Origin of the sequence: Mycobacterium sp. 1164985.4 (genome assembly GCF_001668575.1) — a bacterium.
Classification (GTDB): Bacteria; Actinomycetota; Actinomycetes; order Mycobacteriales; family Mycobacteriaceae; genus Mycobacterium.
The window spans coordinates 61,814-84,646 of the sequence record NZ_LZMD01000053.1 but is presented as its reverse complement, the minus strand read 5'-3'; the positions used below and the strand labels follow the sequence as shown (position 1 = coordinate 84,646).

The window sequence follows — 22,833 nt, the reverse complement described above, 5'->3', positions numbered from 1 at the left end:
AACTATTCGCGCACATCGCCGGGTGTCAATCGGTGTTTTCACAGCCCGCTCATAGGTGGCACATGACGGGCTCATCGAAACGGCTCGCATGATGTCAGACATGACCGAAACACCCGAACCCGCGACCACCCCTGTGGCCGCAACACCTGAGCAGGACCCCGTCGCCCCGCGCCGCTCGAGGCTCGGCGCCGCGGCGGCCTGGGTCGGCATCGTCGCCGGTGTCGTGTTCATCGTCGCGGTGATCTTCTTCTCCGGATTCATCCTCGGCGCGCACTCCGGTGGTCATCACCGCGGCGGCCATCACGGCGGCTACGACCGCGGTACCGCGATCTTCCACCGCGGCCCGCCGCCGGGGTTCCCGATGGGACCGGGCGCGGAGTTCGGCCGCCCGCCCTCCGGCGGCCCGGGCAACTCGCAGGGTCCGCGGTTCCAGCCGCCCGCGCCTCCGCAGTCGCCAGAGTCGCCGACCACATCCGCGCCGGCCCGCCCGTAACGCTCACGACCCTCGAGGGCCCGGTGCATCCGGGTCCTCGAGTCGTCTTTGCAGGACGGCGTCTCGTCGACAGCACGGTCGCATGTGGTGTTCACTCAGATCGAGATTTTGGCCGGTATGCGGCTTTTCATCGATCTGAGTGCACACCAGGGCCGATTGGCGAGCAGGAGACGGGTGTCTTGCCCTCCTCGCGTGGGCTGGCATGATCGAGCCCATGAGCATTGAGGTCAAGTACACCGCAGAGTCCACCGCATCCGGAGGCGGCCGCGACGGCCACGTCCGTTCCTCCGACGGAAAGATCGATCTCGATACGCGTCCGCCCAAGGAGCTCGGCGGCAGCGGCGAGGGCGTGAACCCCGAACTGCTGTTCTCATCGGGTTACGCGGCATGCTTCCTCGGCGCGCTGCGGCTGCAGGCCCGCAACAACAAGATCGACATCGACGAGGCCACCTCGATCACCGCGCAGGTCGGCTTCGGTCCGGACTCCGAGGGCGGCTTCGGGCTCACGGCTCACCTGATCGGCTACCTGCCGGGCCTCGAGCAGAGCGTGGCCGACGACCTGATGGCGAAGGCGCACGACTTCTGCCCCTACTCGAAGGCCACACGCGGCAACATCGAAGTCAAGTTGTCCGCGAAGGTCTGATCGATGCGGGCGGTCGCCGCAGCGGGCGTCGGCGTGGTCATCGGCTTGTCGATGGTGGCGCCCGCCGGCCTCGCCTCAGCGCGCCCTTCGGATCCGGGCGTGGTGAACTACGCCGTGCTGCCGAAGGGCTCGGTGGGCAACATCGTCGGCGCCACAATGCGATTCGAGTCGTTGTTCACCGAACCGGTGCAGACCTTCTCGGTCGATAATCCGGCGTGTAACAACTGGGCCGACGTCGGGCTACCCGACGTCTACTCCGATCCGGACCTCGCGTCGTTCAACGGTGCGGTGACCCAGGAGTCGCCCACCGACGCGGCGCATATGGTCAAACAGGCGGTCGGCGTGTTCGCGACCACCGACGCCGCCGACCGAGCCTTCCATCGCGTCGTCGACCGCACGGCCGGCTGCAACGGTCAGACCACCGCGATGCACCTGGATAACTTCACGACCCAGGTGTGGACCTTCACCGGTGGGCCCGCCTCGGCGACGGACGCCGACTGGGTCAAACAGGAGGCGGGTACGGATAGGCGCTGCTTCACCACTACACGCAAACGCGAGAACGTTTTGCTCCAAGCCAAGGTCTGCCAGTCCGGCAACGGCGGACCCGCGGTGAACGCACTGGCAGGGGCGATGCAGAACACGCTCGGGCAGTAGCGCCAAGTGGCATTCGAGTTCGCGTAACGAAGGCGTCATCCAAAAAACGCGAGACTTTGTCGGTCACGTCTGGAAGATGGTTGAAGGGGGCGAGCGGTCCACTCCCGGAAGGGGATGGTTGGAATGACTTTCACCATCACGTCCGAGGTGGATGACGCGCACCCACCGCCGGCCGGGTCCGTCCAGCTGACCAGCGCCGACGCCGCTGCTCGCCGCGTTGCCGACACGTGTCTGCGCGACGGTCCGGTAGGGCAGGTGGGGCTCGAGATCGAGGCGCACTGCTTCGATCTGGCCGATCCCATGCGAAGGCCCGCGTGGGCTGAGCTCACCGCGATCATCGCCGACTTACCGCCGCTGCCCGGGAGCAGCAGGGTCACCGTCGAGCCCGGCGGCGCCGTCGAGTTGTCCGGGCCACCGCTTGCGGGTCCGCTCGCCGCGATCGACGCCATGATCGCCGACCGCGCCGTGCTGCGCGCGGCGTTCGCGCGCGCCGGGTTCGGGCTCGTGCTGCTGGGGGCAGACCCGTTGCGGCCACCCGAACGGGTCAATCCGGGCGCGCGCTACCGGGCGATGGAGGCGTTCTTCACCGCAAGCGGTACCGCGGCTGCGGGCGCGGCGATGATGACCTCGACCGCCTCGGTGCAGATCAACCTCGATGCGGGCCCCCGGGAGGGCTGGGCGGACCGGGTGCGGCTCGCCCACGCGCTCGGGCCGACGATGGTCGCGATCGCTGCGAATTCGCCGCTGCTCGGCGCGGAGTTCTCCGGGTGGCAGTCGTCGCGCCAACGTGTCTGGAGCCAGCTGGATTCCGCCCGCTGTGGACCGGTCCTCGGTGAGATCGGCGACGACCCCGCCAGCGACTGGGCGCACTATGCGCTCAAGGCGCCGGTGATGCTCGTCAACCACGCCGATGCCGACGCCGAACCGGTCTCCGAATGGGTGCCGTTCGCTGACTGGGCCGACGGACGGGTCGAGCTCGGGGCGCGCCGTCCCACCGTGGCCGATCTCGACTATCACCTGACGACGTTGTTTCCGCCGGTGCGGCCGCGCCAGTGGCTCGAGATTCGCTATCTGGACAGCGCGCCGGACGCGGTCTGGCCGGCGGTCGCGTTCACGCTCGTCACCCTGCTCGACGACCCGGCGGCCGCCGACCTCGCCGCCGAGGCCACCGAGCCCGTCGCCACCGAATGGGACCAGGCGGCCCGCGTCGGCCTGGCCGATCCGCGGCTGCAGATCGCAGCCGAACGGTGCGTGCAGGCGGCCGCCGAACGAGCCCCGGCCGAACTCGAGGAATCGATGCAGCAACTGTTGCGTTCGGTCGAACAGGGACGGTGCCCGGCCGACGACTTCGCCGAGCGCGCCGCACAACACGGGATCGCGGTCGCGGTCACGCAACTGGCACGAGGGGAACTGTGACGCCTCGCGAAACCATCGCGCGCGAACTGACCACGGCACGGGGGCGCACCTTGCGGCTCGTCGACTTCGACGACGCCGAGCTGGGCCGCCAGTACAGCCCGCTGATGAGCCCGCTGGTGTGGGATCTCGCGCACATCGGGCAGCAGGAGGAGCTGTGGCTGCTGCGCGACGGCAACCCGGACCGGCCGGGGATGCTGCGTCCGGAGGTCGAACGCCTCTACGACGCCTTCGTCAACTCGCGAGCCAGCCGCGTGAACCTCCCGCTGCTGCCGCCGTCCGACGCCAGGACCTACTGCGCGACCGTGCGAGACAAGGTGCTCGAGACGTTGGACGGGCTGCCCGAGGACGACCCGGGGTTCGCTTTCGGGCTCGTCATCAGCCACGAGAACCAGCACGACGAAACCATGCTGCAGGCGCTGAACCTCCGCGGCGGGCCGCCGCTGCTCGAGCCCGGGATTCCGCTTCCCGAAGGCCGCCCCGAGGTGGCCGGCACCTCGGTTCTGGTGCCCGGTGGCGAGTTCGTGCTCGGCGTCGACGCCGCCACCGAACCCTTCTCACTGGACAACGAACGTCCCGCGCACACCGTCGACGTTCCTGCCTTTCGCATCGGTCGCGTCCCGGTGACCAACGGCGAGTGGCGCCGGTTCATCGACGACGGCGGATACGACGAACCCCGGTGGTGGTCGGACCGCGGTTGGAAGCACCGGACGGAGGCGGATCTTCGGGCGCCGCAGTTCTGGAATCCGGATGGCACGCGCACCCGGTTCGGCCACGTCGAGGAGATCCCGGACACCGAACCGGCCCAGCACGTCACGTTCTTCGAAGCCGAGGCGTACGCGGCGTGGGCGGGCGCCCGGCTGCCCACCGAGGTGGAATGGGAGAAGGCGTGTGCCTGGGACCCGGCCGTCGGCGCGCGCCGCCGTTATCCCTGGGGCACAAGCGAACCCACCACGGCGCTGGCCAACCTCGGTGGCGATGCGCTGCGCCCGGCACCCGTCGGCGCGTATCCCGCCGGCGCCTCCGCCTACGGAGCCGAACAGATGCTCGGTGACGTGTGGGAGTGGACGACGTCGCCGCTGCGGCCGTGGCCGGGATTCACGCCGATGATCTACGAGCGCTACTCACAGCCCTTCTTCGAAGGTGTTGGGGCTGGTGACTACAAGGTCTTGCGCGGCGGGTCGTGGGCGGTCGCATCGAGCATCCTGCGGCCCAGCTTCCGCAACTGGGATCACCCGATCCGCCGCCAGATCTTCTCCGGTGTGCGCCTGGCCTGGGACGTCGGCGATGAGCCGCTTGCGCGAAGAGAGAATGCTGGCGATGAGCCGCTTGCGCGAAGAGAGAATGCTGGCGATGAGCCGCTTGCGCGAAGAGAGAATGCTTGATGTGCAGGCATCTCGGGTGGCTCGGCGAGCCGGTGTCGGTGGCGTCGCTCATCCTCGACCCCGCGAACGGGCTTCTGGTGCAGTCGTATTCACCGCGCCGCCAGAAGCACGGCCTGATGAACGCCGACGGTTGGGGCGTGGGCTTCTTCGACGGCCGGACCCCTCGCCGCTGGCGCAGCGCGACGCCGATGTGGGGCGACGCGTCGCTCGCCTCGGTCGCGCCGGCCTTGCGCAGCGGTTGCGTCGTCGCGGCGGTTCGGTCGGCGAGCGTCGGCATGCCGATCGAGGCGACGGCGGCGGCCCCATTCACCGATGGGCACTGGCTGCTCTCCCACAACGGCCTGGTTGATCGCGCGGTTATGCCGCTGTCCTCCCGCGCCGAGTCGACCAACGACAGCGCCCTGCTCGCGGCGCTGATCTTCGACCGCGGGCTGGACTCGCTCGGACAGACCATCACCGAGGTGGCCGCGGCCGATCCGAACGCTCGGCTGAACATATTGGCGGGCAACGGAACACGGCTGCTCGCGACCACCTGGGGCGACACACTGTCGGTGTTGCGCCGCGCCGACGGTGTCGTCCTGGCCAGTGAACCCTACGACGACGACCCGGCCTGGGAGGAGATCCCGGATCGGCACCTTGTCGAGGTTTCGCCCTCCGGCGTGCACCTGCTCGAACTGAAGGGATCCTGATGACAGTCCAGCGGGGAGCCGATCGCGCGGGCACGCTGTCGTTGTCCAATTACCTGTCCGCCGACTCGGCAGCGACCGCGCTGCGTCGCGATGTGCTCGAAGGACTGACCTCGTCACCGAAGTCGTTGCCGCCCAAGTGGTTCTACGACCCCGTCGGCAGTGACCTGTTCGATCGGATCACGCGGCTGCCCGAGTACTATCCGACCCGCGCCGAGGCCGAGATCCTGCGGGACCGGTCGGCCGAGATCGCCGCGGCATCCGGTGCGGACACGTTGGTCGAACTGGGCAGCGGCACATCGGAGAAGACCCGCCTGCTGCTCGACGCCTTGCGCGACAACGGCTCGCTTCGGCGGTTCATCCCGTTCGACGTCGACGCGAGCGTGCTCGCCGCCGCGGGCGCGGCGCTTCAGGACGAGTACCCCGGACTCGAGATCGACGCCGTGTGCGGCGATTTCGAGGAGCACCTCGACCAGATCCCCCGCCGCGGACGCCGTCTTGTCGCGTTCTTGGGCTCGACGATCGGCAACCTCACCGCCGGTCCGCGTGCCGAGTTTCTGGCGGCCCTGTCCGAAACACTTCGACCCGGTGACAGCCTCGTTCTGGGTACCGACCTGGTGAAGGACACCGACCGCCTGGTGTGCGCCTACGACGACAGCGCGGGCGTGACCGCGCGCTTCAACCGCAACGTACTGGCGGTCGTGAACCGTGAACTCGGCGCCGATTTCGATCTGGACATGTTCGAGCATGTGGCGCGCTGGAACGCCGACGACGAGCGTATCGAGATGTGGCTGCGCGCCACCGAAGCTCAGCGGGTCCGTGTCCGCGACCTCGAACTGACCGTCGAGTTCGCGGCCGGTGAGGCGATGCTGACCGAGGTGTCGTGCAAGTTCCGGTCCGAGGGCGTCCAGGCCGAACTCGCTGCGGCAGGGCTGCGGATGACGCATTGGTGGACCGACGCCGCGGGCGACTTCGGGCTCTCGCTGTCGACGAAATGACCCTCGGGCAGCGGTGGCGGTCGGCCCGCCCGGCGGTCGCCGGAGTGCACCTGGACAGCGGCGCCTGTTCCCGTCAGAGCTTCGCGGCCATCGAGGCGGCCGCCCAGCACGCGCGCCACGAGGCCGAGGTCGGCGGTTACGTCGCCGCCGAGGCCGCCGCCCCGGCGCTCGACGCGGGCCGCGCCGCGCTCGGCGCCCTGACCGGGTTGGCGCGCAGCGACATCGTGTTCACCACCGGGGCGAACGCCGCGCTGGACCTGCTGCTGAGCGCCTGGCCCGGCCGTCGCACTCTGGCGTGTCTGCCTGGCGAGTACGGCCCGAACCTGGCGATCATGGCCGCGAACGGTTTCGCCGTCCGCGCATTGCCCGCCGACGATGACGGCCGGCTCGACCCCGAGGCGGCCGCCCGCGACCTCGCCGGCGATCCGCCTGCGCTGGTGCACCTGACGGCGCTGGCCAGTCACCGCGGACTCGCTCAGCCGCTCTCGGCGCTGGCCGCCACATGCGCGGAGCTCGGTGTGCCACTGGCCGTCGACGCCGCCCAGGCGCTCGGCCATCTCGACTGCGCGGTCACCCCGGCGGCGATCTACGGTTCTTCGCGCAAGTGGATCGCGGGTCCGCGGGGCGTCGGTTTTCTGGCGGTCCATCGCGTCCTAGCGCAGCGCCTGCGGCCCCGGCTGCCACCGCCCGAGTGGAACCTACCGCTGCCGGTCCTGTCGCGGTTGGAGCATGGGGAGGCGAATATCGCTGCGCGCGTGGGCTTCTCGGTCGCGCTGGGAGAGCACCTGGCACACGGGCCGGAGCGGGTCCGGGCCCGATTGGCCGAGGTGGGCGCGATGACCCGCGACGCTTTGGCCCGCGTCAGGGGTTGGCGGGTGGTCGAGCCGCGCGACGAGCCGACCGCGATCACCACGCTGGCGCCGACCAACGGTGCCGACCCCCAGGAGGTGCGCAAGCGGTTGATCGCCGAACACCGGATCGTCACCACCTACGCCGACGCGCAGCGGGCTCCGTTCGAGATGGCTGCGCCCGTGCTGCGGGCCTCCCCGCACGTCGACGTCACGCCCGAGGAGCTCGAACGGTTCGCCGCGGCGTTGGCCGCCGTCGGGTGAGGGTTCAGCCGGTTCGGTGCACCACCAAGGTCGCCCGGTATTCCGAAAGAGGCGGCGCGTCATCAGGCGTGCGGGGATAGGGATCGAGCGCCTGCAGCGTCAGCTCGTAGTCACCCGTCTGGACCGTCTGCCGGTTCTGGCCAGGCGCGGGATTGGTGTTGAACTCGACGGTCTCCTCGCCGGCGCGTCCGTCGTCGACCATGACGATGACGCGCGCCTGACCTGTCCAGAAGCATTCGACCTCGGTGGGGCAGCGCGAATCCTCCGGCACCGCGGTGAACCGCAGGCGCAGCGGCTCACCGGCGAGCGAGGCCTGCCGACCGCCGGCCAGGACGAACGGCCGGTCGAGCCGGGCTTCGACGGTGTCCGCGCGCGCCTGCAGACCGCCGTGGCACGCCGCCGCCACGGCGACGAGAACCAGCAGCCAGAAACCGCGAACGACCGCCCTCACTCGTCGAAGCCCTCGTCCCAGGTGTGCACGGGCTCGTTGCTGTGCATCCGCGCCCCGTACCGGCGCAGCATCTCCGCCAGTGCGGCGGGCCGCGCCATACCGCGCTCCTGCAGCGCGCGCACGGTCGCGACCTGCCAGGTGGCGCCGTTGCGCCCCGTCTTCGCGCGGCCCTCGATCACCCCGAGGTACCGGTCGCGCACCTCCGCGGCGACCTCCCAGCGGCGCAGGCCCTCGTCGGCCATCGGCAACAGCTGGCGCAGCACCAGCTCGTCGGCCGTCGCCTCGCCATAGCCGGGCCAGTACAGCCTTGCGTCCATCCCGTGCTGCGCGGCCGCGATGAAATTGTGTTGCGCCGCAGCGAAACTCATCTTCGTCCACAGCGGTCTGTCCTCTTCGGACAGCGCCCGCAGCGTGCCGTAGTAGAACGCGGCGTTGGCCATCATGTCGACGACGGTCGGCCCGGCGGGCAGCACCCGGTTCTCCACCCGCAGATGGGGGCGACCGTTCACGACGTCGTAGACCGGCCGGTTCCACCGGTAGATGGTCCCGTTGTGCAGTCGCAGCTCGGAGAGTTTCGGCGTACGGCCCTCGGCGAGTTCGCGGACCGGATCCTCGTCGGACAGTTCCGGTAGCAGCGACGGGAAGTAGCGCACGTTCTCCTCGAACAGGTCGAAGATCGACGTGATCCAGCGTTCGCCGAACCACACGCGCGGGCGGACGCCCTGGGCCTTGAGTTCGTCGGGGCGGGTGTCGGTGGCCTGGGCGAACAGCTCGATGCGCGTCTCGGCCCACAGTTCGTGGCCGAAGAAGTACGGGGAGTTGGCCCCCAGCGCCAATTGCGGACCCGCCAGCACCTGAGCGGCGTTCCAGTTCTGGGCGAAGTCGGCAGGTGACACCTGAAGATGCAGTTGCATGCTCGTGCACGCGGACTCCGGTGCGATCGAGGCGGTCTGCAGGCTCAGCCGCTCGGGGCCGGCGATGTCGATCAGGATGTCCTCGCCGCGGGCGGTGAAGATCGAGTCGTTGAGCGCCTGATATCGCGTCGACTCGCTCATCCATCGTCCGGCCAGGTGTTCGGGCAACAGCGTCGGCAAGATCCCAATCATCACGATGTGCGCCTCGTGACGGTTGGCCTTCATCTCCGCCGCGTTGAGGCTCGCCCGCACCTCGGTCTCCAGGTCGAGCGCTGCGCGTCCCGGCAGACGTCGCGGGGGCACGTTGAATTCGATGTTGTAGGCGCCCAGTTCGGTTTGGTACGCCGGATCGGCGATGGCCTGAAGGACCTCGGCGTTGCTCATCGCGGGCTGATATGCCGAGTCGACCAGATTGCATTCGATCTCCATGCCGGTCAGCGGCCGTTCGAAGTCGAAGCTCGACTGGGCGAGCATGGTCTCGAAGACGTCGAGGCACTGTTGCACCTTGCGCCGGTACTCCCGGCGGTGCGCGCCGGTGTAGCCGGTGCCCTTCACTTCCTCGCCCACACCGCCATTGTCGGCGAGCGTGCGTGTTTGCACCCGAACACGCCGCGATTCGTCGACATTTGCGCACACTCGCCACCCGGACACCGGCTTAAAGCCGGGCGGGATGGGTAGGTGAAGACGATGGATGTCACCGTCACCTTCATCGGCAACGCCACCACGTTGATCTCGGGCGGACGGGACGACGGCGATGAGCGCTCGCGCGAAGAGCAGATAACCCTGTTGACCGACCCGAACTTCCTGCACCAGGGCCAGCATGCGTACCTCGGCTATGGGTTGGTGTCCAAACGGCGCAAAGGCCCGGCCCTCGACATCGAACAGTTGCCCGCGCTCGACGGGGTGGTGCTGTCGCATATGCACGGCGACCACTGGGACCGGGTGTCGCAGAGCAGGCTCGACCAGGGACTGCCGATCCTGACGACTCCGCACGCCGCCAAACGGCTGGAACACCGGGGTTTCGCCCGCGCGCTCGCCCTCGACACGTGGCAGCACCACACGATCACCAAGGGGGCGATGAGTGTCACCGTCACCAGCCTGCCCGGCCGTCACGCGCCCACCCCCGTCGACCGCTTCCTGCCGCCGGTGATGGGCAGCATGATCGAGTTCACCGACGGGGCCGCCCGACGTCGGCTCTACGTCTCCGGGGACACCTTGCTCGTCGACGAATTACGCGAGATTCCAGTCCGTTTCGAGTCGATCGACGTGGGTGTGCTGCACCTGGGAGGAACGCGGCTGCCGTTCGGCCGGCATCTGCCGTTCGGTCTGACCGTGACGATGGACGGTCAGCAGGGCGCCGATGCGGTCGAACTCCTCGAGCTCCCCCGGATGATTCCGGTGCACTTCGACGACTACGGGGTGTTCGCGTCCCCGCTGTCCGACTTCGTCGACGAGATGAAGCGACGCGGGCTCTCCGACCGGATCATCGAATTGGAGCGTGGTTCCTCGGTCACCGTTTGATACTTACGCGGTGTCAGCACCATGGCCGAGCGACCTCGACCAAGGCGGGCTCGAACAGGTCTCCAGGGCCGACCGGGTCGCCTCGCTGACGGGTGTCCGGGCCGTCGCGGCGCTGCTCGTCATGGCCACCCACGCCGCATACGGCACCGGCGCCTACAACCACGGTTACGCCGGACTGGTGTTCGCCCGCATGGAAATCGGCGTCGCGATCTTCTTCGTCCTCTCCGGATTCTTGTTGTTCAACGGGTGGGTGCGGGCAGCAGCGACCGGTGGCGCGGCGCCGAGCACTCGCCGATACGCCCGAAATCGGGTGCGCCGCATCATGCCCGCCTATGTGGTGACGGTCCTGGTGGCGTTCGCGCTATACGAATTCCGCACCATCGAGCCCAATCCCGGGCATACGTGGCTTGGCTTGTTGCGCAATCTGACGCTCACCCAGATATACAGCCCGAACTACATCACCGCCTACATGCATCAGGGGCTGACCCAGATGTGGAGTCTCGCGGTCGAAGTGGCGTTCTACGCCGCACTGCCGTTGTTGGCGTATCTGTTGTTGATCGTCCTGTGCCGGCGGAGGTGGCGACCGGGTGTGCTGTTGGCCGGGCTCGCGGCGCTCGCCGCGGTGAGCCCGCTGTGGCTGTATGTCATCCACACCACCGACTGGCTGCCGAACGGGGCGGGAATGTGGCTGCCGCACTACCTGGTGTGGTTCATCGGCGGTATGACCTTGAGTGTGCTGGCGTACAACGGTATTCGATGCTACGCGGTACTGGCGCTGCCGCTCGCGGTATTTGCGTATCTGGTCGTGTCGACGCCGATCGCCGGACGCACCGACGCGCCGGCCCTGAACCTCGGGGAGGACATCGCAAAGGTGGTGTTCTACGCGGCGATCGCAACACTGGTCGTCGCCCCGCTGGCGCTCGGTGACACCGGCTGGTACGCAAGGTTACTCAGTAGCGGCCCGATGGTGTGGCTGGGCGAGATCTCGTACGAGATTTTCCTACTGCACGTCATCGTGATGGAGATCGCGCTGGTGTCGGTGCTGCGGTGGCCCGTGTACACCGGTTCGGTGGTCGTGTTGTTCCTCGTGACCCTGATTCTCACGATTCCGGTTGCGTGGCTTCTGCATCGGATCACACGCCCGCGGAGCTGACCTGCGGCGTCACACGTTTGGCGGGCGAAAAGTGGGGTATCAACCTCGGCGTGAGGATGATTGGGTATCTGTTGGTACGGCATCCGGGTCTGTACGACGTGCTCGATGCCCTCATCGAGTTCGGCTATCAGCGTTGGTCGTTGGATCGCGGCGCCGCGTCGGCGCGTCGCGCCACCACGACCTGAGGGCTCAGTAGCCCGCCGCGCAGCTCGACCTCGATTGCGGGATCGGCATGTTCGGCCAGTGCCCGCAGCGCCGACGGACTGTAGGAACGCAGTGAGGTCGCGACGCCGTCGCGCACGAACGGCAACAGCCGCGCGAACGGCAGCACGGTCGCCAGGCGTATGACGTGTAGCGGCGACGGCGGCCGCGGGAGGTCGATGATCAACAGCGTGTCGGCCACCCGGGTGCCTTCGGCGAACGCCCGTACGGCCGCCGCGGGCGGCAGGTGGTGAAACGACAGCGCGAACACCGCGAGGTCGAATGACCCGTCGGCGGCGTCGATCGCCGTGGCGTCCATCGCGCGAACCTTCGTGCGTGGATGCGCACCGAGATCGCTCGCGGCCATCGCCGCCACGGCCGCTGCGTCGATATCGGTGACCGTCAACCGAACCGCCGGATGCCAGTCGAGGAGCTTGCGCGACAACTCGCCGTTGCCCGCGCCGAGCTCGAGGATCCTGGGGTCCGCGACGTCTTCGACCTGTGCGAGCACGAGCTCGGCGAATCGCTCGGTACTGCCGAACCATCCACCCGTCAGCTCGAGCGCCCGGATCACGCCGCGCCTGCGCGCGACGTCGGTAGACGGATCGGATTTTCGGTCGCTCTGCAGCAATCGGTCCAGGCAGGACGCGTCCGGACCGCCGCGCGGCATCTGGTCGATCGCCGACGTCGCCGGCCTTCCGGACGTGATCTCGGCGGGCTTTTCGGCCATGTAGTCCATGATGGACGACGGACCGCAGCGAGAGGGGAGTGCACGTTGGCTCGAAACGCCGAGTTCATCGCCGCGATCGATCAGGGCACCACCAGCACCAGGTGCATGATCTTCGACCACGGCGGTGCCGAGATCGGCCGCCACCAGCTCGAGCACGAGCAGGTCCTGCCGAAGGCGGGATGGGTCGAGCACAATCCCGTCGAGATCTGGGAGCGCACGGCGGCGGTGATCATGTCGGCGCTCAACAAGACGAACCTGTCGGCGACCGACCTGGCCGCGCTCGGCATCACCAACCAGCGCGAGACCGCGCTGGTCTGGAACAAGCGGACCGGCAGGCCCTACTACAACGCGATCGTGTGGCAGGACACCCGCACCGACCGCATCGCCTCGGCGCTGGACCGCGACGGCCGCGGTGACGTGATTCGCCGCAAGGCCGGCCTGCCGCCCGCGACGTATTTCTCCGGCGGCAAGGTGCAGTGGATCCTGGAGAACGTCGACGGGGTGCGCCGCGACGCGGAGAACGGTGACGCGCTGTTCGGGACCCCCGACTCCTGGGTGCTGTGGAATTTGACCGGTGGAACGCGCGGCGGGGTGCACGTCACCGACGTCACCAACGCCAGCCGCACCATGTTGATGAACCTCGAGACGCTGGACTGGGACGATGAGTTGTTGTCGTTCTTCGACATTCCGCGACAGATGCTGCCCGAGATCAAGCCGTCGTCATGCCCGGAGGCCTACGGCATCACCCGCGACGACGGTCCCGTCTCCGGTCAGGTGCCGCTGACCGGCGCGCTCGGCGACCAGCAGGCCGCGATGGTCGGTCAGGTCTGCCTGGAGGCCGGGGAGGCCAAGAACACGTACGGCACAGGCAATTTCCTGCTGCTCAACACCGGCGAGAAGATCGTCCGGTCCGAGAACGGGCTGTTGACCACGGTGTGTTACCAGTTCGGTGACGCGAAACCCGTTTACGCCCTGGAGGGTTCGATCGCGGTCACCGGTTCGGCGGTGCAGTGGTTGCGCGATCAGCTGGGCATCATCAGCGGTGCGTCGCAGAGCGAGGCCCTGGCGCGCCAGGTCGAGGACAACGGCGGCGTGTACTTCGTGCCGGCGTTCTCCGGACTCTTTGCGCCGTACTGGCGTTCGGACGCCCGCGGGGCGATCGTCGGCCTCTCGCGGTACAACACGAACGCCCACCTGGCCCGCGCGACGCTCGAGGCGATCTGCTACCAGAGCCGCGACGTCGTCGACGCGATGGAGGCCGACTCCGGGGTTCACATGGAGGTCCTCAAGGTCGACGGCGGCATCACCGCCAACGACCTCTGCATGCAGATCCAGGCCGACGTGCTGGGCGTCGACGTGGTCAAACCGGTCGTCGCCGAGACGACGGCTCTGGGCGCGGCCTACGCGGCGGGGCTGGCGGTGGGGTTCTGGGAGAACGCGGACGACCTGCGGGCCAACTGGCAGGAAGGCAGGCGCTGGACGCCGTCATGGAGCGACGAGCAGCGCGAATCCGGTTACGCCGGTTGGCAGAAGGCGGTGCAGCGCACGCTGGACTGGGTCGACGTCGATTAGGCAGAGGCGTCGAGCTGGCGCTTGGTCTCCTCGTCGAGTTCGATGTCGGCGACGGCGGTGTTCTCCTCGAGATGGTTCACCGACGACGTGCCCGGGATCAGCAACACGTTCGGTGCCACCGACAGCGTCCAGGCGAGCACGATCTGTGCCGGTGTACGCCCGAGCTTTTCGGCTTCCCGCTTGACCGCCGGATGGCCGAGCACCGGATTGTCGGCGACGAAGCCCGAGCCGAGCGGGAAGAACGGTACGAACGCGATCCCGCGCTCGGCGCACGCGTCGAGCACCGGCTGCGAGCTGCGATCGATGAGGTTGTAGGCGTTCTGCACGCAGACGATGTCGGTGCGGTCCAGCGCGATTCGCAGATGGTCAACGCCGACGCTGCTCAACCCGATGCCGCCGATCAGCCCTTCCTCGCGCGCCTTGATCATCGCGGTCAGCTGACGGTCGAACAACCCGCGGTCCAGCGGCGCGATGCCGCTGGGGTCCCCGGAGTGCACACGCAGGTTGACCGCGGCCAACCGGTCGGTGTCCAGGGTGCGCAGGTTTTCTTCGATGCTGGCCCGCAGCTGATCGGGTTCCTGGGCGGGTAGCCACGCGCCGGCGTCGTCTCGGACGGCACCGACCTTGCTCACCAGCGCGAGGTCGGCCGGGTAGGGATGCAACGCCTCGCGAATCAGTTCGTTGGCGACGTCGGGCCCGTAGAACTGCGCAGTGTCGATGTGGTTGATCCCCAGCTCGACGGCCCGCCGCAGCACGGCTCGTGCGTGGTCACGGTCCCGCGGTGGGCCGAGAACCCCGGGTCCCGGCAGTTGCATTGCGCCGAATCCGACGCGGCCGACATGGAAAGAACCCAGCGGGAAGGTCTGCATACTCAATCCGTACACCCTTCCCGCCGGGCTTATTCCGGCTAGGGGTTATTCGGAGTCGCCGAGGATGCCGTAGATCTCGCGGCGGGCGTTGTTCACGATCTCGACGATCCGCTGCTGTTCTTCCTCGTTCGTGGTGTACGCAGCCTGTGCGATGGCACCCGTCAACTGCGCGACGGCGCTCTGAAGATTCACGTGGCCCGGCTCGACACTGTCTGCAATCTCCTCCCATGGCGGGGTCACGACCTTGTCGGCCGCGGCGCGTCCGGCATCAGTGAGCTCGAAAAGCTTCTTGCTGCCGTCACTTTCAGTGGCCACGATCAGGCCTTCGTCGACGAGCAGTTGCAGGGTTGGGTACACCGATCCCGGACTCGGGCGCCATAGGTTCGCGGTGCGTTCAGCGATCTCCTGGATCATTTCGTACCCGTGCATGGGCCGCTCGGCGAGCAGTTTGAGTATTGCCGAGCGAACCTCGCCGCGACGGCCTCGGCCGCGACGCCGGCCACCGCCCGCCCCGAAACCACCACGCATGCCGAATCCAGCGCGCGGGTCGAGACCCATGGGAAAGACAGGGACGGGTACGAAGCCACGAATACGGCCACCGCCACCTTCCGCGTTCTGCTGACGGAACTGTTCGCGAAGCTGCTCGCGCAGCGCACGGTGAGCGTGCCGAACCTGGCTCCACTGGTCTTGTAGTAAGCGGCGATCGAGCGGGATGAAGCTGAGGCCGTCGGGAGGCGGGGTGAAAGCACTTGACGGGTTGAACGGATTGGTCATGTGGTTCCTTCGATCGAGTGCGGCACTCCGATACATTGACGATATATCGGAAACTATCGCGATGCAACGATCTGTGGGTTGCTGATCCAACGACGCATCGCCGGTCGGGGCGCCGCGAATGGCTAGCCAGGCGGGGTAAAACCGCTGCTCTCGGACGACGGCGGAACCGGCTGCCACGCAGGCTGACCCTGGCCCGGCCACACCGGCGGGGGTGGTGCCTGCGGCATCACCTGCAGTCGAGCCAACTCCCGGCGATGCCGCTCGGCCAGCACGGCGGCGAGTACCAGCTGCGGCGGCGCACCGGGGGGCGGTGGCGGAGAGATCTGAGCGACGACATCGGTCGTGATCCGGTAGGCCATCTGGTCACGTACCGTCGGATTCAATTGCTCAGCCCGGCTGAGGAACTGGCGCGCCAGCTCGGCCTGCTCCGGGCGTAAGCCGGAGAGTTGCAACGCCGACGCCCACCACGCCAACTGCGGTGGCATCGGCGGTGGGGGCGACATCCGGGGCGTCCGCTCGCTGATAACGATGGTGCCCGCGAAGATGTCGCCGAGCCGTTTCCCCTTGGCCGACACCAGGCTGCAGATAACCGCGGGACCGCCGGCCAGCATCCAGATCTCGACGACGCCCGCGAGCGCGCGGAAGAAGGCCTGCCGGAAGCGTTCTGGACCGCCGTCTTCGGATACCACCCGAAGACCCATCGCCATCTTGCCGAGCGATCGGCCGCGTGTTGCGGTCTCGAACACGAGCGGATATCCGAGCAGCGCAAGGACGGTGAAGATGATGAGCACGGCAGCCGACAGCGCCGAGTCCAGCTGTGTCAGCGTCAGGCTGAAGAGCAGTATCCCGATCAGGTACAGCAGGAACACGACGGTGATGTCGATCAGGATCGCGACCGCCCGTACGGGCAGCTGGGCGATCTGAACGTCGAGCACCACCGCGTCGCCGGTCACGACGGGTTCCTGCTGCCAGACCATAAGCGTCAACGCTACTAGGATTCAGCGCGTGGATGTCGACGCGTTCGTGCTCGCGCACCGCCCGACGTGGGACCGGCTCGAGCAGCTGATCAAGCGCCGTCGACAGCTCACCGGCGCCGAGGTCGACGAGTTGGTCGACCTGTACCAGCGCGTGTCGACGCATCTGTCGATCATGCGTACCGCGAGCGCCGACCCCGTGGTGATCGGAAGGCTTTCGGGCCTGATCGCGCAGGCGCGGGCCGCGGTGACGGGCGCGCACGCCCCGCTGTGGCGCGAGTTCGTGCGGTTCTGGACGGTGTCCTTTCCGGTGGTCGCCTACCGCTCCCGGTGGTGGTGGATCGGCACGGCCCTCGCGTTCTTCGCGGTCGCCGCGCTCATCGCCGTATGGGTTTCGGGCAGCCCGGAAGTGCGGGCCATGATCGGGACGCCGGACGAGATCGACCAGATGGTCAACAATGACTTCGCCGCGTATTACAGCGAGCACCCGGCGGCCTCGTTCGCGCTACAGGTTTGGGTGAACAACGCGTGGATCTCGTTGCAGTGCCTGGGTTTTGCGATTCTGCTCGGCATCCCGATCCCGTATGTGGTGTTTCAGAACGCGGCCAACCTCGGCGTGGCCGCGGGGCTGATGTTCGGCGCGGGAAAGGGCGACGTCTTCCTCGGCCTGATCGCCCCGCATGGGCTGCTCGAGCTGACCGCAGTGTTCCTGGCGGCCGGTGCGGGGATGCGGCTGGGCTGGAACGTGATCTCGCCAGGTGATCGACCGCGTGGGCAGGTGCTCGCCGAACAGGGTCGTGCGATCGGCGCCGTCGCGGGCGGGTTGGTGGCGATCCTGTTGATCTCCGGCCTGATCGAGGCGCTGGTGACGCCGTCGCCGTTACCCACTGCGGCGCGCGTCGCAATCGGCGTCGCCGCCGAGATCGGGTTCCTCGCGTACGTCTTCCACTTCGGACGCAGAGCGGAGCGCACCGGCGAGACGGGTGACATCGAGGACGCGCCCGATATCGTGCCGATCGGTTAAAGCCGCCCGGTGGCCTTCATCGCCAGATAGTGGTCGGCCAGTGCGGGCGCCAGCTCGTCGGGCGGGGCATCGACCACGTCGACCCCTCGACTCCGAAGCCGAGAGGCGATCGCCCGCCGTTCGTTACGGGCCCGCTCGGCCGCGGCGGCGTCGTAGACCTGCGGGGCGTCCGTGCGGCCCGCGGCGAGCGTGTCGACGCGGGGGTCGGCGACTGCGGCGACGAGCACGCCGTGCTTGGCCGTGAGTTGTGGCAGCACGGTCAGCAGTCCCTCGTCGAGCGCGGAGGCGTTGAGGTCGGTGAGCAACACCACCAGCGCGCGCCTGCGGACGCGGCGCAGGACGGCGGCGACCATGGCGCCGGCGTCGGACTCGATGAGCGCCGGCTCGATCGGGGCCATCGCCGCCACCAGTTGTGCGAGCAGTTCGGTGCGCGAGGCGTTGAACATCGCGGCCCTCGTGACCCGGTCGTGGGCAAGGAAATCGACGTGGTCGCCGGCCCGCGAGGCCAGTGCGGCCAGCAGCAGCGCGGCGTCCATCGACCAGTCCAGCCGCGGCCACCCCGACGGGTCCTCGGAGGTGGGATCGATTCCGACGCGGCCCGCCGACGTGCGCCCGGTGTCGAGCACGATCACCACCCGCTGGTCGCGTTCGGGGCGCCACGTCCTGACCACCACGTCGGCGCGGCGGGCAGAGGCCCGCCAGTCGATGGACCTGACGTCGTCGCCGATGACGTATTCGCGCAACGAGTCGAACTCGGTGCCCTGACCGCGGATCAGTACCGGCGTATTGCCCTCCAGCTCACGCAATTTGGCCAGCCGCGAGGGGAGATGTTTGCGCGACAGGAACGGCGGCAGGATCCGGACTCGCTTCGGGGCCCGATGCGAGCTCTGTCGCCCGGCCAACCCGAGCGGACCGGTCGCACGGACGGTGACCAAGGACGAATCCAGGTCTCCACGTCGCACCGGACGCAACCTCGTCGTGAGCCGAAGCCGTTGCCCCGCAGCAAGGTCCACCTCCTGGATGCGAGGATGGGCCTGTGCACTCGGCGGCCAGGCGTCGCGCACGACCCCCTTCACGCGACGCCGGCCGGCGTTCTCGACCAGCAGCGCGGTCGTGACCTCCTGGCCCAACCGCGCTGTGCTGTCTCCGGAGCGGGTGAACCGCACGTGGCGGGTGTTGCCGGCCAGCGCGGCGTCGAACGCGATCAGCACGACGAGCGCGCCCAACAGAACGGCGAACGTCATCGCCGGCCGGGGCGACGCCGCAATCGGCAGGACGCACACCAGCGCGACCAGTGCGGCCCGTCCGGTCAGGATCACTAGCGTGGCACCGGTACTGCCGCGAGAATGCCGTCGAGCACGCCGTCGGGAGTGGCGCCCTCCAGCTCGGCCTCCGGCCGGAGCGCAATGCGATGACGCAGGGTGGGGCGAGCCATCGCCTTGACATCGTCCGGGGTGACGTAGTTGCGCCCCGATAACCAGGCCCACGACCTGGCGGTCGCCAGCAGCGCCGTCGCCCCGCGGGGCGAAACCCCGAGTTGCAGCGAGGGTGAATGCCTTGTCGCAGTGCAGATATCGACGATGTAACCGAGCACCTCGTCGGCGATCAGCACCTGTCGCACAGCGGCGCGTCCGGCGGCCAGCTCGGCGGTGCCCGCGACGGGCTGCACGGCGGACAGATCCCTGGGGTCGAAGCCGTGGGCATGCCGATTCAGGATCGCGACCTCTTGGTCGCGCGACGGCAGTGGCACGTTGAGCTTGAGCAGGAACCGGTCCAACTGCGCCTCGGGCAGCTGATAGGTGCCTTCGTACTCGATCGGATTCTGCGTGGCGGCAACGATGAACGGGTCCGGCAGCGGCCGCGCCTCGCCCTCCACGCTGACCTGACGTTCCTCCATCGCCTCCAGTAGAGCGGCCTGCGTCTTCGGTGGTGTCCGGTTGATCTCGTCGGCCAGCAGCAGGTTCGTGAACACCGGTCCGGACCGGAACTCGAACTCCGCGGTGCGCGCATCGTAGACGAGCGAGCCGGTGACGTCGCCGGGCATCAGATCGGGTGTGAACTGCAGGCGTTTGAAGTCGAGCTGCAGCGCGGACGCCAGGGTGCGCACCATCAGGGTCTTGGCCACGCCGGGAACTCCCTCGAGGAGAACATGGCCGCGGCACAGCAGCGCGATCACCAGTCCGCTGACCACGGCGTCCTGTCCGACGACAGCCTTGGCGATCTCGGCACGTAGCGCCAGCAATGCGGTTCGCGCGGAATCGTTTCCGCCTGCCTGAGTCACGAGCGTGTGACCTGCCTTTCGATGTTGTCGAGTTCCCGTGCGAGGTTGACCAGTGCGGCGTCGTCGTCGGGGGGTGGGCCGAACAGGGTGTGCGCGACCCACTGGGGGTGGACGTCGCACTGCGCGGAGACCGCCTGGACCACCGCGGTCGGATCGGGATTGACACCCAGGCCGATGCGGGGCTGCATGCGCTGCAGCGCCGCGGTGCGAAGCGCGTCGGCGGCGCTGTCGCGAGCGCGGTGCGAACGGTAGAGCCGGCCGCGTCCCTCCACGGTCTCGGAGGCTCGCACGACGACGGGCAGGCGTTCGGCGACCAGTGGGCCGATCCGGCGGCCCTTCCACAGCGCCAGCAGTGCCACCACGGCGACGAGCTGCCACAGGATCCAGCTCACGTGCTCCGGTGCGAGATCGAACAGACTTGAGGCACCGTCGGATTCGCCCTCGGTGAACTGCGGTGCGTACCAGATCATCCGCCGATCGGCGCCCGCGAGGTTCATCGCGAGCGCGGCGTTGCCCGCCTTCAGCAGTCCACCGTTGGTCATGAACCCCGAATCGCCGATCAGGGTGATGTCCCGGCCGTCGGCGGTGTAGCGAACCAGGGTGCCGTCGTAGCAGCGCGTCAACTCGACGGCGTCGGTCGCCGCCTCGTAGGTGTCGCTCACGCTGAACTGCACGGCGCCGGCGCGGGTGGCCTCGCGCAGATCGCAGTCCGGCCGCTCACCACCGCCGAACGCGGTGGCTCCGCTCAGCCTCACCTCCGGCGCCAGGGCCCGGCGAGTGGGCGAGTTCGGTTGTACCAGCAGACGATCACCGGGCAAGTCGGCCAGGCGCTCGAGCACGTCGCCGTCGACGAGATGATAGGTCTGGACCACCACCAGGAGGGTGTCGGGCCGGGCGGCCGCCTCGGCCGCCGCGACATCGGGCGCTTCGACGACGTCGACGCCGTGCTCGCGCAACAGTGTGATCAGGGCCCGCGCGCCGTCCGGGCCGGTCGACTCGGGATCCATCCGTCCCCCGGGACGGGGTGCGGTCAGGTAGACGCTGAGCGTGGCGAACGCGACGATGACCGCCAACGCCAACACGATCCAGCGCACCCCGCGGAATCGCTGACGCAACGTCGGTTCCACTGCGGTGGTCATCGAATCTCCGCCCAGCCCTCGGACGACACGGGCGCTGTTGCGGTGGTGGAGGCGCCCGCGCTGCGCGACCGCACCCGGTCGTCGAGGTCGGCCACCAGCCTGTAGGCCTCCGCAGTGCCGGGTATCTCACCGTAGGTGACGTCGTTGAATGCCGTTGCCGCAGAGTATAACTCGTCGTCAAGGTGGGCGAGCTCCCTGGCCGCGTCACGCGCGAGTTCGGTGGCGGTGCGCCCGGGGACCGGGTCGAGCACACCGGTCTCCTCCAGCTGGCGGGCGACGGCACGCAGGCGGTGGCGGATCGCTGCGCCCCAGTCGGCTGCCGCTGCGTGTCGTTCGGCGGCGGCCCGGTGCTGGGCCGCGGTGAGTTCGTGCTCGCCGAACAACGCCGCGTCGCGAGTGCTGCCCGTTCGCATGGTCCGCCGCGCTATCCGGATCGCCACGATTGCCGCAACCGCGACGAGGATCAGCAGGACCGTGATCGTCACCCAGCCGCCGGGTATCGAAGAACCTTCGGCCGCCAGCCGGTACAACAGATCGTCGATCCAGTCGCTGAGCCGTTCGGTCAGGGAAGGCTTGGGATAGATCGGTTTCGCGAGTTCTCGCTGCGCGGCCTCGTGTGCGGCATCGCTGTCGATGTCTATCGTCGGCACGTCAGTTCTGGCGGGTCAGCCACAGATGGTCGGTGGAGTCGGACGGGGCGGTGGGGCCGTAACCGGCCCCGGTCTGCAGCACCAGGTCGAAGGCCTCTCTGCGGATGCGTTCGTCGGTGTACTGCAGCGCCACCACACCGGCGCTGAAGGGTGCGGTGATGATCTGACCGATCGCGCCGCCGACCGACAGCAGCACCAGAGCGAACAGCGCGGCCACCGTCGTCGACGCAGCCATCAGGATGATCTGCCCGCCGAGGCTGAACGGGAAGGCGACCGCACCGGCGACGAGCTGAGCGACGATGGCGGCCAGCAGCCGAATGCCCAAGACTCGCCAGAAGTCTCGCCTGATCAACGCGAACGACCGCTGGACGGCGGCGACGATGCTGAGCCGCTCGAGCACGATGATGACCGGAGCGAAGGTCAGCATCGTTCCGAGGTACACCAGCGTCGCAATGAGGACCAGTACCAACGGGATTCCGATCAACACCGCGGCCGCCCCACCTGCCGCGAACCCGATGCCGACGATGATGCCGACCACGGCGCCGATCAACAGCATCGCGCCGAGCACCTCGAGGACGCTGAATCCGATGAGCGCCCACACTCGGCTCCGAAGCCGTTGCCACGCCTGCCCGATGGTGATGCCGGAGCCGAAGACGGCCCTGCCGACGACGACGGTGAGCAGACCGCTCAGCAGGATGGAGGTCAGCCCCGTCGCGACCGATCCCGCGAGGCTCGACAGCATGGTGCTGACCAGGACGCCGGTCGACACCTCCTCCTCGCCGCTCAGTGTCGGCACCAACTGCCCACCGACGGCGAGCGGGCCGACCGACAGGAGCAGCGCGATCAGTTGGGTGGCGACCACGACGATGGTGGTCAAGCCGAGCGTGGCTTTCGGATTGGCCCGGATGTAGGCGACCGCGCCGTTGAAGATGTCCGACAGCGTGAGCGGGCGCAGCGGAATGACGCCCGGTTTGAGTGCGGCGGGCCCGTAACCGGGGCTCGGCCGTCCGTAACCCGGAGGCGGCCCGTAACCCGGTGCCGGCCCATAACCGGGCGGGGGGCCGTACCCCGGAGGGGCCGCGTAGCCGGGAGGCGGATACCCCGGCGGCGGTGCGTAATAGGGCGGGTAGCCCGGTGGTGGATAGCCCGGCGGCGGTGGGCCTGCGAACCCGGACCCGCCGGCGTCGGTGCTCATG

23 protein-coding genes are annotated in these 22,833 nt (G+C 68.5%); 12 read left to right on the top strand and 11 right to left on the bottom strand.

Going from position 1 to position 22,833, the window contains the following annotated elements; translation table 11 throughout:
- Window positions 1-91: 91 nt before the first annotated feature.
- From A5650_RS08735 to egtE, 8 genes are all read left to right on the top strand, one after another.
- A complete protein-coding gene (locus A5650_RS08735; RefSeq protein ID WP_502687057.1) occupies window positions 92-493 on the top strand; it encodes a hypothetical protein in 402 nt (133 codons plus the stop codon).
- A 214-nt stretch (window positions 494-707) separates the two neighbouring features.
- On the top strand, window positions 708-1,136 hold the full coding sequence (locus A5650_RS08730) for an organic hydroperoxide resistance protein (protein ID WP_174523802.1): 429 nt from the start codon (window positions 708-710) through the stop codon (window positions 1,134-1,136).
- Window positions 1,137-1,139: 3 nt separating this feature from the next.
- Window positions 1,140-1,790: a sensor domain-containing protein gene (locus A5650_RS08725; RefSeq protein WP_067289075.1), complete on the top strand. Its 651-nt coding sequence runs from the start codon at window positions 1,140-1,142 to the stop codon at window positions 1,788-1,790.
- A gap of 123 nt (window positions 1,791-1,913) precedes the next feature.
- Window positions 1,914-3,206, top strand: a complete 1,293-nt coding sequence (gene egtA, locus A5650_RS08720; protein ID WP_067289178.1) for an ergothioneine biosynthesis glutamate--cysteine ligase EgtA — start codon at window positions 1,914-1,916, stop codon at window positions 3,204-3,206.
- Window positions 3,203-4,588: an ergothioneine biosynthesis protein EgtB gene (gene egtB / locus A5650_RS08715; protein WP_082950668.1), complete on the top strand. Its 1,386-nt coding sequence runs from the start codon at window positions 3,203-3,205 to the stop codon at window positions 4,586-4,588. The genes egtA and egtB overlap by 4 nt, the downstream gene beginning before the upstream one ends.
- Window positions 4,588-5,277 carry an ergothioneine biosynthesis protein EgtC gene (gene egtC, locus A5650_RS08710; RefSeq protein WP_067289073.1) on the top strand — a complete coding sequence of 230 codons (690 nt, stop codon included), beginning with the start codon at window positions 4,588-4,590 and terminating at the stop codon, window positions 5,275-5,277. Before egtB ends, egtC begins: the two co-directional genes overlap by 1 nt.
- The gene (gene egtD, locus A5650_RS08705; RefSeq protein WP_067289070.1) at window positions 5,277-6,272 is read left to right on the top strand and encodes an L-histidine N(alpha)-methyltransferase; all 996 of its coding nucleotides are present in this window, start codon (window positions 5,277-5,279) and stop codon (window positions 6,270-6,272) included. The genes egtC and egtD overlap by 1 nt, the downstream gene beginning before the upstream one ends.
- The gene (gene egtE / locus A5650_RS08700) at window positions 6,269-7,384 is read left to right on the top strand and encodes an ergothioneine biosynthesis PLP-dependent enzyme EgtE (RefSeq protein ID WP_067289067.1); all 1,116 of its coding nucleotides are present in this window, start codon (window positions 6,269-6,271) and stop codon (window positions 7,382-7,384) included. Before egtD ends, egtE begins: the two co-directional genes overlap by 4 nt.
- Before the next feature lie 4 nt (window positions 7,385-7,388).
- Here egtE and A5650_RS08695 read toward each other — a convergent pair whose 3' ends face one another.
- Both A5650_RS08695 and A5650_RS08690 read right to left on the bottom strand, forming a co-directional pair.
- Window positions 7,389-7,835, bottom strand: coding sequence for a hypothetical protein (locus A5650_RS08695; RefSeq protein ID WP_231992570.1), 447 nt, complete (start codon window positions 7,833-7,835; stop codon window positions 7,389-7,391).
- Window positions 7,832-9,316 (bottom strand): glutamate-cysteine ligase family protein, encoded by a 1,485-nt coding sequence (locus tag A5650_RS08690; RefSeq protein ID WP_067289174.1) that lies wholly within the window; start codon window positions 9,314-9,316, stop codon window positions 7,832-7,834. The genes A5650_RS08695 and A5650_RS08690 overlap by 4 nt, the downstream gene beginning before the upstream one ends.
- Before the next feature lie 120 nt (window positions 9,317-9,436).
- On the opposite strand from A5650_RS08690, the gene A5650_RS08685 reads away from it, so the two are divergent.
- Window positions 9,437-10,270, top strand: coding sequence for an MBL fold metallo-hydrolase (locus A5650_RS08685; RefSeq protein WP_067289171.1), 834 nt, complete (start codon window positions 9,437-9,439; stop codon window positions 10,268-10,270).
- Between the two features lie 10 nt (window positions 10,271-10,280).
- Window positions 10,281-11,423, top strand: coding sequence for an acyltransferase family protein (locus A5650_RS08680; RefSeq protein WP_067289063.1), 1,143 nt, complete (start codon window positions 10,281-10,283; stop codon window positions 11,421-11,423).
- Window positions 11,424-11,550: 127 nt separating this feature from the next.
- Here the strand turns inward: A5650_RS08680 and A5650_RS08675 are convergent, their stop codons facing one another.
- The gene (locus tag A5650_RS08675; RefSeq protein ID WP_502687056.1) at window positions 11,551-12,363 is read right to left on the bottom strand and encodes a class I SAM-dependent methyltransferase; all 813 of its coding nucleotides are present in this window, start codon (window positions 12,361-12,363) and stop codon (window positions 11,551-11,553) included.
- Window positions 12,364-12,399: 36 nt separating this feature from the next.
- Between A5650_RS08675 and glpK the strand changes: the two genes are divergently transcribed.
- Entirely contained in the window at window positions 12,400-13,926 is a 1,527-nt protein-coding gene (gene glpK, locus A5650_RS08670) for a glycerol kinase GlpK (RefSeq protein ID WP_082950667.1), read from the top strand.
- On the opposite strand, the gene A5650_RS08665 is transcribed toward glpK, so the two are convergent.
- The 3 genes from A5650_RS08665 to A5650_RS08655 form a co-directional block, all read right to left on the bottom strand.
- Window positions 13,923-14,795 (bottom strand): oxidoreductase, encoded by an 873-nt coding sequence (locus A5650_RS08665; RefSeq protein WP_067289062.1) that lies wholly within the window; start codon window positions 14,793-14,795, stop codon window positions 13,923-13,925. The genes glpK and A5650_RS08665 overlap by 4 nt on opposite strands.
- A gap of 45 nt (window positions 14,796-14,840) precedes the next feature.
- Window positions 14,841-15,569, bottom strand: coding sequence for a PadR family transcriptional regulator (locus tag A5650_RS08660; RefSeq protein WP_067289056.1), 729 nt, complete (start codon window positions 15,567-15,569; stop codon window positions 14,841-14,843).
- Between the two features lie 122 nt (window positions 15,570-15,691).
- Window positions 15,692-16,546: an RDD family protein gene (locus A5650_RS08655; protein WP_067289053.1), complete on the bottom strand. Its 855-nt coding sequence runs from the start codon at window positions 16,544-16,546 to the stop codon at window positions 15,692-15,694.
- 28 nt (window positions 16,547-16,574) lie between these two features.
- On the opposite strand from A5650_RS08655, the gene A5650_RS08650 reads away from it, so the two are divergent.
- Window positions 16,575-17,567 carry a stage II sporulation protein M gene (locus A5650_RS08650; protein WP_067289050.1) on the top strand — a complete coding sequence of 331 codons (993 nt, stop codon included), beginning with the start codon at window positions 16,575-16,577 and terminating at the stop codon, window positions 17,565-17,567.
- Here the strand turns inward: A5650_RS08650 and A5650_RS08645 are convergent.
- The 5 genes from A5650_RS08645 to A5650_RS08625 are packed head-to-tail and all read right to left on the bottom strand — an operon-like array spanning window position 17,564 to window position 22,832.
- The gene (locus A5650_RS08645; RefSeq protein ID WP_067289047.1) at window positions 17,564-18,886 is read right to left on the bottom strand and encodes a DUF58 domain-containing protein; all 1,323 of its coding nucleotides are present in this window, start codon (window positions 18,884-18,886) and stop codon (window positions 17,564-17,566) included. The genes A5650_RS08650 and A5650_RS08645 overlap by 4 nt on opposite strands.
- Window positions 18,886-19,848, bottom strand: coding sequence for an AAA family ATPase (locus A5650_RS08640; RefSeq protein ID WP_067289043.1), 963 nt, complete (start codon window positions 19,846-19,848; stop codon window positions 18,886-18,888). The genes A5650_RS08645 and A5650_RS08640 overlap by 1 nt, the downstream gene beginning before the upstream one ends.
- The gene (locus A5650_RS08635; RefSeq protein ID WP_067289040.1) at window positions 19,845-20,987 is read right to left on the bottom strand and encodes a DUF4350 domain-containing protein; all 1,143 of its coding nucleotides are present in this window, start codon (window positions 20,985-20,987) and stop codon (window positions 19,845-19,847) included. Before A5650_RS08635 ends, A5650_RS08640 begins: the two co-directional genes overlap by 4 nt.
- A complete protein-coding gene (locus tag A5650_RS08630) occupies window positions 20,984-21,637 on the bottom strand; it encodes a DUF4129 domain-containing protein (protein ID WP_067289037.1) in 654 nt (217 codons plus the stop codon). Before A5650_RS08630 ends, A5650_RS08635 begins: the two co-directional genes overlap by 4 nt.
- 1 nt (window position 21,638) lies before the next feature.
- A complete protein-coding gene (locus tag A5650_RS08625) occupies window positions 21,639-22,832 on the bottom strand; it encodes a hypothetical protein (RefSeq protein WP_197501824.1) in 1,194 nt (397 codons plus the stop codon).
- Window position 22,833: the final 1 nt, after the last annotated feature.

Bases quoted from the DNA above. Each gene is read 5' to 3' on its own strand.
- A5650_RS08655 (WP_067289053.1), bottom strand. From the start codon at position 16,546: ATGGTCTGGCAGCAGGAACCCGTCGTGACCGGCGACGCGGTGGTGCTC.
- A5650_RS08730 (WP_174523802.1), top strand. From the start codon at position 708: ATGAGCATTGAGGTCAAGTACACCGCAGAGTCCACCGCATCCGGAGGC.
- A5650_RS08665 (WP_067289062.1), bottom strand. From the start codon at position 14,795: ATGCAGACCTTCCCGCTGGGTTCTTTCCATGTCGGCCGCGTCGGATTC.
- egtA (WP_067289178.1), top strand. From the start codon at position 1,914: ATGACTTTCACCATCACGTCCGAGGTGGATGACGCGCACCCACCGCCG.
- egtE (WP_067289067.1), top strand. From the start codon at position 6,269: ATGACCCTCGGGCAGCGGTGGCGGTCGGCCCGCCCGGCGGTCGCCGGA.
- A5650_RS08685 (WP_067289171.1), top strand. From the start codon at position 9,437: ATGGATGTCACCGTCACCTTCATCGGCAACGCCACCACGTTGATCTCG.
- A5650_RS08725 (WP_067289075.1), top strand. From the start codon at position 1,140: ATGCGGGCGGTCGCCGCAGCGGGCGTCGGCGTGGTCATCGGCTTGTCG.
- A5650_RS08660 (WP_067289056.1), bottom strand. From the start codon at position 15,569: ATGACCAATCCGTTCAACCCGTCAAGTGCTTTCACCCCGCCTCCCGAC.
- A5650_RS08625 (WP_197501824.1), bottom strand. From the start codon at position 22,832: ATGAGCACCGACGCCGGCGGGTCCGGGTTCGCAGGCCCACCGCCGCCG.
- egtC (WP_067289073.1), top strand. From the start codon at position 4,588: ATGTGCAGGCATCTCGGGTGGCTCGGCGAGCCGGTGTCGGTGGCGTCG.
- A5650_RS08675 (WP_502687056.1), bottom strand. From the start codon at position 12,363: ATGGACTACATGGCCGAAAAGCCCGCCGAGATCACGTCCGGAAGGCCG.
- A5650_RS08735 (WP_502687057.1), top strand. From the start codon at position 92: ATGTCAGACATGACCGAAACACCCGAACCCGCGACCACCCCTGTGGCC.
- egtD (WP_067289070.1), top strand. From the start codon at position 5,277: ATGACAGTCCAGCGGGGAGCCGATCGCGCGGGCACGCTGTCGTTGTCC.
- A5650_RS08635 (WP_067289040.1), bottom strand. From the start codon at position 20,987: ATGACCACCGCAGTGGAACCGACGTTGCGTCAGCGATTCCGCGGGGTG.